This window comes from Catenovulum adriaticum, from assembly GCF_026725475.1.
GTDB lineage: Bacteria > Pseudomonadota > Gammaproteobacteria > Enterobacterales > Alteromonadaceae > Catenovulum > Catenovulum adriaticum.
Genome location: NZ_CP109965.1, coordinates 283624 through 297124 on the forward strand (window position 1 = coordinate 283624; position 13501 = coordinate 297124).

The following is a 13501-nucleotide window of genomic DNA, read 5'->3' on the forward strand; positions in this document are numbered from 1 at the left end:
CACAACAATTTAATCAACAGCCAATTTAATGTAAGTTGAGGGCATTGTTCAGTTAACCGCAATTAATCAGAGGGAATTTATGTTTAAATCACTAAAACTTATTGCTTTATTATCACTGAGTATCTCAGCGGCAACTCAAGCAAGCTCATTAACATTATCAAGCAATGATATTGCTCAGGGTGAGTTTATGAGCAAAACTCAGGAATTTGATGGGTTTGGTTGTAACGGGGACGATTTATCACCACACCTTAAGTGGTCTAATGCGCCAAAGGGCACTAAAAGTTTTGCCATTACGGCATACGATCCAGATGCGCCAACCGGTAGTGGCTGGTGGCATTGGCAAATCGTTAATATTCCCGCCAACGTATCTGAGCTAGCGACTGGCGCTGGCAGTACCACAAAAAATTTGGCACCTAAAGGCAGTTTTCAGGTAGCAAATGATTATGGCAGCAAAGGTTTTGGCGGCGCTTGTCCGCCTGCCGGACATGGTGTGCATAGGTATCGTTTTACTGTGTATGCTTTGTCGGTTGAAAAGCTAGATTTACCAAAAGGCGCTTCTGGTGCTTTGGCCGGTTTTATGATTAATACCAATACCATTGAATCAAGTACCATTGAATCATTGTACAAGCGAAAATAACCAAATTTATTGAGTTTGGTTCGTTGTTTGATCAGCCAGTTTTTGATTTGAACAAGCATAGAGCATACGCCTATGCTTGCTTTTTTAGCGAGCCAGATATTGAAACCCATTTAATTCATTGTTGCCAGCTCATTTATTCAGGCGCGGCAACTTTAAGTGGGTAAATGGTTTTGTTATAAATTTGCCCATTGCTGGACGCAAAAGAAACACCCAGTAAATAAAAGTGTCCTTCAGGTAATTCATCTGAAGGCGTTAAGTCTTTTAATGAAACTGCCATTTCTACCTCACCTGATTCTTGGCCAACGACACTTGCATCTTTTAAAATGACATCTTTAACGGGTATCCATTCTGATTCAAAGTGGCGTAACCAAAAACGCAGCCCGCCTTGGTCCGCAAGAATCACTTTATGGCCTGAGCCTGCGTGAAATTCAGCTTTCACAACTAAAGTATCTCCTACGTGGTGTGTACTGTTTTGATAAAAATCTTCATTTATTATATTGATAGAAGCGGGCGTTTTATCTTTAACTTCTAGCTCTATGTGTTTTTTGATGGCGTTATTGCCCTGAGCCGATACCGTTATAACAGCTTGGCCCGGTGCCAGTGCTGCGAGTTCACCCTCGCTAGAAATTTTAATAATATCAGGCGTGCTCGTATGCCAGTTAAGCATTTTGTTGTCTGCATATTCAGGTTTTATGCTGGTGTTAATTTTGAGTTTTTCGCCAACCCATAACCAAGATTTATCAAGCGATACATCAATCGATTTTACCTTTACAGGCTGCCACTTGGTAATGGTACCTGTTGTTCGTGCAACTGTTTGGTTGGCTTGGCTGGTCACAATAATATCGGTTTTATCACCCACTTGCCCGGTTGCGGTAATTTGGCCTTGCTGGTTAACTTTTAAAACCTTTGAATTAGCTGATTGCCAGCGAACGGATTGATCAGCATTGTTTGGCATAAAGTTAAGTTTAAGGTTTCTTGTGCTCGTTTTACGGATCTCAAACTGTTCTGATTCAAAGGCGATTTGAGCCGGATCTCGTTTATCTGTATCTAGCATTTGGTTAACGGTTTTATTGTTAAACTCGAGTGTTTCGCCATTGCGCCAGCGCACCTTAACCGACTGAATACGCTTAGTATCAGCTAAACCAAAATGGACTATATTTAGCAGGCTTTGTGAGAAAATGGCGCCAGCTGAGCCCACACGTCGGCTATAAACAATACCTTTGTCTGTGGTTATTGTGACTCGCGCCGAAATAGGGTCTATATTCGCTTTGGGTGAATAACCCACCCGTACATTAATAAATGTGTTTTGATTTTCAGTTTGGTTTTTATATAAATACCATTCACCCGATTCATCACCATTTAATAAATCTACACGGCCGTCTAAGTCAAAATCAAACGCTTGTCCCATATCGCCGTGGCCTGCGCTGTTTATGTTGCTGGCGTTATGCATACTGGTTACTTCAAACTGAGCTTTTTTGGTATTTAACAGCATAAGATCTGATATCCGGTCACTAATTTTGCCCCAGCGGTAAAGTTGCAGGTCTTGTAAACCATCATTGTTAAAATCACCCACAGTCACACCATTGGTTTTACCACCTAACGGAATTTTCCATTCTTGTGAAACATCAACAAATTGTCCTTGATCGTTACGTAATAAAAGATCTTGCTGATTACGGTTGACCGGTTCAAAATCAGGTGTGGCAGAATTTACACCGTATAACGAAAAGCTGTAATTCCAAAATAAATGCTTTTCGCGCACTAACATGGCTTTCCATTCGCCGTTGCCTAAGTAACCTAAATACAACCCACTTTTTGAGGTATCGGTAGGCCAAGCGGTTGAATTTTTTGGATCTAAAATAAAGGTGTCTGTTTGATCAACGGCTTTTAGCTGTTTATCTTTACCTACATAAATTGGATATTGTTTACTGCGTTGAATGGCTCTGGCAGAAAATTCGTAATTAGCAAACTTTACGTTACCTTTGGCTGTAAAGTTAAATGATTCAATTCCGGGTTTACCTTCGCTACGAATAGAGAGTTTTTGTTTTAGCGCATCAAAGTCAAACATGGGGGCGTTGGTTGGGTTTTGGCCATAAGATTCACCCCCAGTCATGTAAAGATCTAAATCGCCATCATTGTCTATATCAATGTCTGCAATTGCGATTGTGCCTTTTGACTTTGTTACCTCAACCGGAAACTGCCCGCTAATATCAGTAAAGGTAAAATCACCGTTGCCTTGCCAAACTGATAAGGGGCTGTAAAAAATAATATCATCGATATTATCTTGATTTAGGTCGGTTACAATTGCGCGCGATGGATGCACATCTTGTATGCCTGGCACTGATTTTAACTTAAATTTTGCATTGCCTAGGTTTTCATAAAAAAAGTGCTGCGGTTTATCTCCGTGCAGACTGGTTTCGTTAAACAAAAGTAAATCTAAATCACCATCTAAATCCATATCAGACCATTTTGCACCACGCCCACGGCCCCCTTTGGTTATACCAACATCTTCGGTCATCAAGACTAATTCGCCGTTATTGTTTTGATAAAAATTAGCAGTTGAAGGGTTTTTGCCAACGCCGCCACCTTGGGTTACCACTAAGTCTAAATCACCATCATTGTCATAGTCTCCGGCTGCGGTCCCATGTAGATCATTCATAAACCAGCGAGATAAATCTTTATGATGTTTACTAACCGTACCCTCTCCTTGATTCCAATACAGTTTGCTAGACTCCAGGTTATGATTGTTGACAACAAAGTCATAATCGCCGTCATTATCAAAGTCGGCAATTGTCGGCCCACCATATTTTATAGAACTTACTTTATCTAATCCGGCAGCCACCGAAATATCGCTAAATGTGGGTAGGTCGACACCTTTAACTGGGCTCAGTTCAATGCTGTAAATTTCTAAATTTGCGTTTTCGGCTAATAGCGAGATCTCAGTTGTTCCGGTATTTTTAAATTGAACGAGTGCGTTAACCGTATGGCGGCCAGACGTGGGAATATTTAAACTGTCAGCTAGTATCTGGCTACCCGATAAAATGGTCAGGTTTGCATAGTTTGCCGGGTTTTCAAGTGTGACTGTTAGTCTTTGGGTTAAATGCGCCTCAACCTCTACATTAAGGGTTTGTACCGAGCGTGTATCTAACTTTATAGGGGCAGTGGTTACAGAGTTAACAACCTGATTTTGTGGAGCCGAGCAGGCGGCTACGGTTGAAATAGCACATGCCAATACCAGTTTGCGAAGGCGAAATTTTACTAAGTGAGCAAACATTTTTAATTCCAATTTATTGATATTTTTTACAAATATACCTTATTGTTTTATAAATAAAAATACATGTTACAGTTTATTGTAAACAATATGTGGTTTTTTGGTTTTTGGGAGGCGTACCGGCCTTATGTATATAGCGCGAATTGGATCAGTTAATTCATTAAACCGAGTTGAGTTTATATACAATCATCAATCCAAAAGTTAAAAGTATGCTTATAACGACCGCTTTTTAGACGTTAAAGTTTGAACTTGTTCTGACTTTTAACAGCGCTTTTTTATCGGGTTCACAGTTTAAGGGGCAAACTTTGTTATTTTTTGTTTTCTTGGTATAGATTTAAACTTAAGCTAGTAAGTAATAGGAGTACGCCATGAATCGTTTTTATAAGGTAATTTCTTTCGTGAGTTTATCTGTTTTATCCAGTGTTGCGATAGCTGATAAGTATGCAGGTATTGGGGTTGTTAAAACGAATTATTCAGAGTCTGCTTTTGCTGATGAAGATTTTGCCGAAGTAAACCTGACCAGCTTGGTAGGTCGTATTGGCTCTCAATTTCACCCTAATTTTTCAGCAGAGCTGAGATTAGGTTCAAGCATTAAAGATGATACTACAATGGGTACTGAGATTGATTTAGCCAGTTTATATGGTGCATATATTAGAGCTGGGGTGCCTATTACTCAATCTATTTACCCGTATGCCGTTGCAGGTTACACCCGTAGCTCGTTTGATTATACAAGTTCGTTAGGTGATTCGTCTGAATCTGAATCGGATGTGTCGTTTGGGGTTGGGGTTGATCTTAGGCTTAGCGATAAGGTTTTAGCTAATTTAGAATATATGAATTATATTGATGAAAATGGCGCTGAGGTAAATGGTTATCAGTTGGGGGTTATTAAATATTTTTAATTTATGAATATAACGCAGCTAAGGCGCTAACTTTTGCTAATTGGTACAGTTTAATACAGGCTGTTTTGCTTGCTATTTTTGAACTGTATATAGAAAAAAGCCGTGATCAATAAAAGCTATTTAAGGTTTTATTGATCACGGCTTTTGTGGTTTATAACCACACTGCTAACTCGAGTTGAGGTTAGTGATTTCTTTGGTTAACGATTTCGTTGGTTGATATTTGAAAATGCGAGCAAAATATCTTGAGCATACTCAACTCTTGGGTTAGACAAAGCCCCTTTTCGCCACACTAAATAAATTAAATTTTCAGGCCCATCAATTCCCAATTTAACCAAATGATTTGCTTTTATGGCATCGTCACACAAGTAATCTGGCAGTACTGTGTAGCCTAAACCAGCTTTAACTAAGCCTTTTAATGCGCGTATATCTGGGCATAAAGCGGCTATCTCTGATTGGCACTGGGCATTAAATGTTTGAGCAAAATATTCTCTAATTAATGGCAGGTTAGTATCGTAACTAACCACTGGGAAGCAAGATAAATGCTCCGCACTAATTTCATTATTTAAAATTTGCTTTGCGGTAAATGGGTTTGCAACTAAAGTTAAAGATTCTCGGTCAAGTATTTGATAGTCAAATTGGCTTGAGTCTGGCACAGAGGCGCTTATAGCTAGTTCAACATCGCCATTACTTAGCATTTGATATATTTTAGCTCGGTTACCTAAATGAATATTTGCTCTAACTTGACCTGCCTGTAATAAATTAGCGAGCTGCGCAGAAGCGACATAGCTAATGTATTCTGCCGGGCCTGCAATATTAATAGTGCCTTGGAGCTCGTTACCTCGGCCTCTAACAGAGGCAATTTTTCTTTCGATTGCGTCAAAATGATGGGACACCTGTTGTGCCAAATCATGAGCCGTGGGTGTGGCAACCACCCCTCTGGCTTTGCGAATAAACAGCGGTTGGCCCACCATAGTTTCTAAACTTTGAATATGTGATGTGGCAGAGGGTTGAGATACATTTAAGTTGTTTGCCGCGCGTGAAATACTGCCGCTGCGATAAACTTCAACAAATGTTCTTAATTGAGCAAAGTAAGACATTATGACGACCTATCAGTTTTTTGATACCTAATGCAAGATTAACTGAATTCTTTATCCACTTAAACTTTAATATACTGATTTCAGTGCAATCAAACAGACACAAAGCCATCGTTTAATTGATGGCCTTTATTTTAAAATCTTTAAAGAGGAATGAAAAATATGCTTAACTTTGCTTATAAAAATCCGACCGAAATTTTATTTGGTGAAAAGCAAATCAATGAAGCCCGTAGTCGCATTCCTAACAATGCTAAAGTTTTGTTTTTATATGGCGGCGGTTCGATTAAAAAAAATGGTATTTACGATGATGTCATTAATTTGCTCGATGGCTTTGAAGTAACTGAATTTTCAGGGGTAGAAGCAAACCCTAGTTACGAAACACTTATTAAAGCAGTTGAGTTAGCTAAGCAAGAATCTATCGGTTTTATTTTAGCTGTAGGCGGCGGTAGTGTTGTTGATGGCGGTAAGTTTATTGCAGCTGCGGTTAACTATGATGGTGATCCTTGGGAAATTTTAGCTAAAGGCGGTGAAGTTAAATCAGCTTTACCTTTAGGCTGTGTATTAACCTTACCGGCAACGGGTTCTGAAAGTAATGGCAACTCTGTCGTTACACGTAAATCAACTCAGCAAAAATTGCCTTTTACTTCACCTTTAGTGCAGCCTTTGTTTGCAGTTTTGGATCCTGTTTATACTTATTCATTACCTGAAAAGCAGATCAGTAATGGGGTTGTAGATGCGTTTGTTCATGTTATTGAACAATATTTAACTTACCCAGTTAATGCACCACTACAAGACAGATTTGCCGAAGGCATTTTGCAAACATTAGTTGAACAGGGGCCTAAAGCGTTAGCAAACCCTCAAGACTATGACACCCGTGCCAATATTATGTGGTCGGCTACTATGGCATTAAATGGATTAATTGGTCAGGGTGTGCCACAAGATTGGTCTACTCATATGATAGGACATGAATTAACTGCTATTTATCATTTAGATCATGCACAAACCTTAGCTGTTGTATTGCCATCGCTAATGTACGTTCAGCGTGATAAAAAAGCTGAAAAATTAAAACAGTTAGGTCAGCGTGTATTTGCGATTAATGAGTCTGATGATGCGGTACAAATTGATAAAACAATTCAGGCTGTACAAAACTTTTTTGAGCAAATGAAAGTTAAAACGCGTTTAGCGGATTATGATTTAACTGAAAGTGCGATAACGCAAGTCGTGACTAACCTTGAGAAAAACGGCATGACTCAACTAGGTGAGCATCAGGATATTGATTTAACTAAAGTGACTGCTATTTTAAAGCTTGCTTTATAAATTTAGCTGCTCACTAAGCTTTTAGGTTAAGTTTGCAAATTAAGTTTAACTGATTTAACAAAAACCCCAGTTGTGGCAACACAACTGGGGTTTTTGTTTATTAATTTATTTTTTTAGCTTATTTCTTTTCAAGTAAAAATAGCACTACTTCTGCATATTCTTTTTCGTTTTTTAAGCCACTTGATTTTACTTTATATTTACCATTAACAACCAGCGTTGGCACGCTGCGGATGTTATAGGTTTTTTGGTCTGAGCTCATTTGGTTAGCTTGGCCCGCTGCAATAAAGCTGTTGTAGGCTGAGTCGTATTTAACTGGATCTATGCCTGCGTCGGCTAATACCGAACGTACATTTGTCATTGAGCTAAATTGTTTTCTGTCTTTATGAAGATGTTTAAATAAAGCCGATACACCTTCTTTGTCTGCTTTCATTAATTCTAGCGCAGCTAAGCTTTTTCCCAAGCCTGTTGCAACTTCGCGGTTGTTTCTAGGCATAAAGTCAACGTGGCTACGTTTGAAATCGACGTTAGCGGGTAATTGTTTTTTTATGTCATCGGCGATTGGCTCAAATGCAAAGCAGTGGGGGCAATAAAAAGAGAAAAACTCTTTTACTTCTGGTTGGCTAGTGGCTGGTTTATTTAAAACTTCGTAATGTGTACCTTCTTTAAATTCGGTATCTGCGCATGCTGTTAAAGGCAGAGCGAATAAAATAAAAATAAAACTTAAAATCTTTTTCATAATTGTTCCAATAGACTTATTGTTGCAGTTAACTAGGTTTCCCCAGCAAGCGTATATGTTAAAGTTATCGTATCATAGACCTGACATCAAGCTTAATGGTTCCTCATAAAGCCCTGCAAGTTGTTCTTTAAGCGATAATATTTGCTGTTCCCAATATTTACTTTCAGCAAACCATGAAAAGCTGTGAATAAATGCAGGGTCGCACCAGCGCTTAGCTATCCAACCCATGTAATGCACCATGCGCATGGCACGTAAAGGTTCAATTAGGTGAAGCTCTTTATTGTCAAAATCGCTAAATTCTTGATAGCCTTCTAACATGGTGTCGAGTTGTAGAATTTGTTGGGGGCGATCACCGGATAACATCATCCATAAATCCTGTACTGCAGGGCCGTTTCGAGCATCGTCTAAATCAACAAATTGGGGACCATCTCGCCACAGTATGTTACCGGCATGGCAATCTCCGTGTAATCGGATTTGTGATAAATTATCCATTTTAAAACGTTTTTTTGTTTCAATAATTAACTGCTCTAAAATGGTCATAAAGGCAGTTTCTAGTGCGGGTGGCACCATGTTGCTATCAATAATATGTTGTTTGGCTAAATCTAAATATTCTTCTGTACCAATCGATGGCCGGTGTTTAAATAGCTGCTTTTTTGAGGTTAAATGAATGCGGCCTATAAATCGGCCCATCCATTCTAAGTGCTCTAAATTGTCGTTTTCAAATGCGCGCCCACCCACACTTGGATACACACAAAATAGGTAACCATTAAATTGGTGCAGGGTTTGGTCGTTTATTTTAAGCGGTGCTATCATAGGCACTTCTGCTTCGTCGAGTTGGCAAGCAAATTCATGTTCTTCTAAAATTTGTGCTTGAGTCCAGCGGGCAGGGCGATAAAATTTGACCACATACCGTTTGTTATTTTCTGCAATAAATTGATATACCCGATTTTCATAGCTGTTTAGGGCAATTAAACCTGATTCTGGGCGTATACCGATAGATTCTATCGCATCTAAAATATGGTCTGGAGTGAGTGAAGCAAAAGAAAAGTTATCAAGTGAATCGGCTTGCATAGAATGTCTTTAATCAAAAAATAAAAGCCATAATACACAAGCCTAGTAATAAAGGTAAGTTTAGATTACTGAGATAAGCATTTAACTCGGTTTAGGGGTTAAATGCTTATTTAAATTAACGGCCTTTAAAAAAACGGCTTTCTTCGTACAGAGTAACTGGTTTGTCTTGCCCTGATTTCATGGTAATCACAAAATAGAAATCATTTCGGGTATCACTTAATAAGCTGGGATCAACTGCTAAAGTAACCGGGATGCTTTCTACTTGACCGGCAGATACGGTAATTGATTTTTCACCAATCCATTTATATTCACTAGCTAATTCACTGAGTGATAAATGATAGGTAACTGTGGTTTGTGATTGATTAAGTACTTTTAAGGTGTACGTGTTTTCAATTTCACCACTAAAGTTTTCTCTAAATAATTGATTTCTATCTCGGATAATATCTAAATCAAAAGGCGTTCGCGACAAGAGTGTTGTTGTAAACAAGGCAATGAGCACAACTAAAATAATGCTATAAGCAAATAATTTAGTTCTGAACAGACGGGTAAATCCACCTGATAGTTGGCGCTCTGTGGTGTAGCTAATCAACCCTCTTTGGTAACCCATTTTATCCATTACGCCATCGCAGGCATCAATACAAGCACCGCAATTTATACATTCGTATTGCAGTCCGTTACGAATATCTATCCCGGTAGGACACACCTGAACACATAAATTGCAATCAATGCAGTCACCTAAACCTAGAGTTTTTGGGTCGGCTTTGCGTGATCTTGGGCCACGGTTTTCACCTCTAGCTGGATTGTACGCCACGGTATAAGTGTCTTTATCAAACATGGCTGATTGTAATCGGGCATAAGGGCAAATATGGGTACACATAATTTCGCGCATCCAGCCTGCATTACCATAGGTACAAACGGTAAAAAATAGCACCCAAAAACTGACTAGCCACCCAGCAGAAAAGGTAAAAAAGTCGATGAACAAATGACCTATCTCAACAAAATAACCAATAAAAGTTAAACTGGTGAACAAACTAAACCCTATCCAACAAGCGTGTTTGGCTATTTTTTTAAACGCTTTTTTACCTGTCATAGGTTGTTGGTCAAGCTTCATTCGTTGATGCCTTGTCCCTTCTATTTTTTCTTCAAACCAAATAAAAATAAAAGTCCAGACGGTTTGAGGGCACATATAACCGCACCATACGCGGCCAATAAAGGTAGTCACTAACACAAGTGCAAAGGCGGCAATAATAAAAATAAAGGCTAATAGGAGTAAGTCTTGTGGCCAGAACGTAACGGCAAAAATACGAAATTGTTGATTGGCTAAATCAAACAAGATGGCTTGCTGCCCTTGGTATTGTAACCAAGGCAAAATTAAAAATGATAACATGCATACCAGCCCCATTCGCTGGCGAACACTTTGGTATATGCCTTTTACGGCTCTAACATAAATTCGGTTTCTTGCGTTACCTGCACCATCAGACTTAGTTTTAGCGGGTTGAATTTTTACGGGGTTGCTGGAATTAGGAGAGGTGTCTGATTTTACTTTGATTTGCTCACTCATTAGGTTGCTCTAATCTCAATATTACAAACGAATAGAATGGACTAAGTATAACGCGAAGGGCAGGGTGAGGCGAAACATAATTGCACTAATTTGGACTGCCATGCGCTAGATCAATTTAACCGCTTTACTTAGGATAAAATATTGATTGGATGCTTTGTTTGTTTGATTTAAGCTAATGCTCTAATTACTGAGCAAGATTCATTTTATGGTATAGTGAGTTAGGTTTTGTTTATTTCGTTATCGTTACGTTTTTAGAGGTAGTAATGATTAAAAAATTAATTTTCTGGTCATTTTTGCTGCTGGCGGCTATACAAATTTGGAAAACACCTGAGTTTCAAAAACTTAAAGATGAAAGTATCGATAAAGTTTGGCACTTAGCGTCAGATACGGCTGCACCAAAGCAACGGAATAGCGCGCAGCGGTTCGCCTATAAAATGAAATACTGGCGAGAAGATTTTTCCGAAAATGAAAAAGCTTTTATTAATGAGTTATCGAAAAACCAAGTTCAATTTAATCACTTTGTCACGGACTATTGCTTTGAAGCTAAGCTGTACCATCCTAAATTAACGCAAGCTAATTTGTATGTAAGCTGTGAAAAAGCAAAAGAAGTATACACACCCTAACTTAATTTTGTATGTTTTAAATCAACCCGAGCTAGAGGTTGATCTGCAAATGTAACTTGGTTACGCCCTGCATTTTTTGCTTGATACAATGCTTGATCAGCTCGTTTTAATAAGGGCTCGGTATGTTCGCCAGGGCGTCTTATTGCACAACCTAAACTAATACTAACATGTAATATTTTGCCAACATTGTTATGCCCACGGGCTTGCTTTCCGGTTTGGTGATCTTTGGGCCGGCTGGATTGTCTAAAAACCAATGGGTAATTGGCAACTCGCGCCCGGATGTACTCTAATCGTTCAGCAATAATTTCAGGATCATCGTGATTAAAAACTAACGTGAATTCTTCACCGCCATAACGATATGCTTTTACGCCCCGGGTTTTAGATAATATTGACGCTATAAGTTTAAGTACCTGGTCGCCTACATCGTGCCCCCAAGTATCATTAAATTTTTTAAAATGGTCGACATCCAGCATAGTGACAGCGCTGCGTTTACCTAAACGACTTAAATGGCCTAATAAGGCTCGTCGTTGAGGTAATTGGGTCAATTCATCTATATAAGCGAGTTTGAGCATTTGTCCGGATAAACTCACCAGCAAACAGAAGGTAGCGGCAAGTGTCATCCAACCAGACATGTGTGCTTGTTCAATATAAATATAAAACAGCATGATAGAAAACCAAGCGGCAAACTGGCTATATTCTTGATTATTTGAGTGACGTAAGTATAAGAAAGCAACACCGCTTAAACTAATAGTGACCACCATTAATAAGAAAAACCAGCTATACCGAGCGGTTTCATTTATAGGTTCAATGAAAAAACCAGGCGTATTTGGTGTTATTAATATGCTTTCTAAGCCGAGCCATTGCATGCAAAGTGGTAGCAGGAATAATCCACTTAAAAAGGCAAACCCTATTCTGGTTGGTAGTTGGGGCGTTTTAATAAACTCTAAACCGAGTATTAGCACACTAAATATAATAGGCAAAAAGTAGTAAATAGCTGCAGCTTGTGGGTTTTCTAAAGGCTGCTGCAAGGTATTTTGCACCACAATGTAGTGACTAGCAATTAAGCTTAGGCTATACAACCAACGCCATTGCCGCATTAATACCGACAATGAAATCGTTAAAACAAGTAGGCAATAGACAGCAATCGGAAATGATCTGGCTAAAAATTGGCTAAATTCGGGTGCGATCCAGTGCAGGCCAATGATCAAAATTAAAGGAAAAAATACAAACAGTTGCACTCGAACCTCAGTTTTCGCAATTTTATTTAGCAAGGAGAATATCACTAGCTGATATCTTTTGTGAACCCTGTCACATTCTAAAAGTGTTAATAAATTAGCTCGGAATAAATCGTAATCTTGATTCGTTAACTGGATGACATTAACGCAAAACAAGAGGATTTAATTATGAATAATTTAACTCACACCAGCTTACTGCTTGCCGCTATTTCATTTACTTCATTGTCTGCGATGGCACAAACCAGTATTAGTGGTAGTTATCAATTAGGTTCGCAAAACCAAATTGAAGCGAACCAGAATAATGCCGCGTCTCAATTAACCGTTGGTTCAGAATCAGACATGCAAAGCTCAACAGAGTTTAATTCGGCAAATTCAGAAACTGTTGCGCAAACTGATGCTGAATCAAGCTCAACTGTAAATAACGGCATGAACATTACCTCAATGGGCTCTCATTCAACGGACAATAACTCAATAAACAATAACTCAGCAGACAGTAGCTTAAACACTGATACTTTAGATGAGAATACACCTGATTCAACTCAGGTCAATGGAGCAGGCTCAGCTGAATCTAACGCTCAATTAATAAGTAATACTAATGGTCAACTACAAGCCACCACAGATGTTCTTCATGAGCAAAGTATTGCGCTTGGCGAAAATGTATCACAAACACTACACACTAGTGCGGATACCGCGCTACAAACCTCACAGCAAGTGAGTTCTACTATTGAAAGTTCAGTATCTGAGCAAGCCAATGCTGCTATTGATGCTGGTTTAGCGGTTGGAAATCAAGTATCAGCTCAGGTCGCAGAGCAAGTGACAACGGAAGTCGTTAATCAAGTTGTTTCAGATAATATTTCGCAAGCTTTAAATTTAACCGCAGAAGAAAGCGTTGAAAGTTCAGCTGAAAATAGTGTCAGTAATCAAGTGAATGCATCGGTTGCAAATGAATTAACTAATAGCATTGAAACTAGTGTGGAAAGTTCAGTAGAAAATACGCTGGAAAGCACAGTAAGCGAAAATGGGTTGCTTTAATTTTCATCATTGCGAACCAGTAGCTGCG

General features: G+C 38.9%; 11 protein-coding genes. 5 read left to right on the top strand and 6 right to left on the bottom strand.

The genetic code is table 11. From position 1 onward, the window contains the following. The first annotated feature begins 79 nt into the window (after window positions 1–79). Window positions 80–637 carry a YbhB/YbcL family Raf kinase inhibitor-like protein gene (locus OLW01_RS01240; RefSeq protein WP_268074822.1) on the top strand — a complete coding sequence of 186 codons (558 nt, stop codon included), beginning with the start codon at window positions 80–82 and terminating at the stop codon, window positions 635–637. Window positions 638–770: 133 nt separating this feature from the next. On the opposite strand, the gene OLW01_RS01245 is transcribed toward OLW01_RS01240, so the two are convergent. Beyond that, window positions 771–3908, bottom strand: a complete 3138-nt coding sequence (locus OLW01_RS01245) for a CRTAC1 family protein (RefSeq protein ID WP_268074823.1) — start codon at window positions 3906–3908, stop codon at window positions 771–773. A gap of 365 nt (window positions 3909–4273) precedes the next feature. Between OLW01_RS01245 and OLW01_RS01250 the strand changes: the two genes are divergently transcribed. Next, the gene (locus OLW01_RS01250) at window positions 4274–4804 is read left to right on the top strand and encodes an outer membrane beta-barrel protein (RefSeq protein WP_268074824.1); all 531 of its coding nucleotides are present in this window, start codon (window positions 4274–4276) and stop codon (window positions 4802–4804) included. Between the two features lie 197 nt (window positions 4805–5001). On the opposite strand, the gene OLW01_RS01255 is transcribed toward OLW01_RS01250, so the two are convergent. Further along, the gene (locus OLW01_RS01255) at window positions 5002–5901 is read right to left on the bottom strand and encodes a LysR family transcriptional regulator (protein WP_268074825.1); all 900 of its coding nucleotides are present in this window, start codon (window positions 5899–5901) and stop codon (window positions 5002–5004) included. Window positions 5902–6060: 159 nt separating this feature from the next. Here OLW01_RS01255 and OLW01_RS01260 point away from each other — a divergent pair, with 159 nt between their 5' ends. Continuing rightward, window positions 6061–7215 carry an iron-containing alcohol dehydrogenase gene (locus tag OLW01_RS01260; protein WP_268074826.1) on the top strand — a complete coding sequence of 385 codons (1155 nt, stop codon included), beginning with the start codon at window positions 6061–6063 and terminating at the stop codon, window positions 7213–7215. A gap of 118 nt (window positions 7216–7333) precedes the next feature. On the opposite strand, the gene OLW01_RS01265 is transcribed toward OLW01_RS01260, so the two are convergent. The 3 genes from OLW01_RS01265 to ccoG all read right to left on the bottom strand — a co-directional run bounded on the left by OLW01_RS01265 (window position 7334) and on the right by ccoG (window position 10583). Continuing rightward, complete coding sequence (locus tag OLW01_RS01265) at window positions 7334–7951, bottom strand: thiol:disulfide interchange protein DsbA/DsbL (RefSeq protein ID WP_268074827.1); 618 nt, start codon at window positions 7949–7951, stop codon at window positions 7334–7336. Between the two features lie 72 nt (window positions 7952–8023). Beyond that, the gene (locus OLW01_RS01270) at window positions 8024–9022 is read right to left on the bottom strand and encodes a serine/threonine protein kinase (RefSeq protein ID WP_268074828.1); all 999 of its coding nucleotides are present in this window, start codon (window positions 9020–9022) and stop codon (window positions 8024–8026) included. A 115-nt stretch (window positions 9023–9137) separates the two neighbouring features. Then, on the bottom strand, window positions 9138–10583 hold the full coding sequence (gene ccoG / locus OLW01_RS01275) for a cytochrome c oxidase accessory protein CcoG (protein ID WP_268074829.1): 1446 nt from the start codon (window positions 10581–10583) through the stop codon (window positions 9138–9140). A 263-nt stretch (window positions 10584–10846) separates the two neighbouring features. Between ccoG and OLW01_RS01280 the strand changes: the two genes are divergently transcribed. Beyond that, a complete protein-coding gene (locus OLW01_RS01280) occupies window positions 10847–11206 on the top strand; it encodes a hypothetical protein (protein ID WP_268074830.1) in 360 nt (119 codons plus the stop codon). Here OLW01_RS01280 and OLW01_RS01285 read toward each other — a convergent pair. Further along, on the bottom strand, window positions 11203–12477 hold the full coding sequence (locus OLW01_RS01285) for a GGDEF domain-containing protein (protein ID WP_268074831.1): 1275 nt from the start codon (window positions 12475–12477) through the stop codon (window positions 11203–11205). The two genes, OLW01_RS01280 and OLW01_RS01285, sit on opposite strands and share 4 nt — an antisense overlap. A 132-nt stretch (window positions 12478–12609) precedes the next feature. On the opposite strand from OLW01_RS01285, the gene OLW01_RS01290 reads away from it, so the two are divergent. After that, window positions 12610–13473, top strand: coding sequence for a hypothetical protein (locus OLW01_RS01290; protein WP_268074832.1), 864 nt, complete (start codon window positions 12610–12612; stop codon window positions 13471–13473). Window positions 13474–13501: the final 28 nt, after the last annotated feature.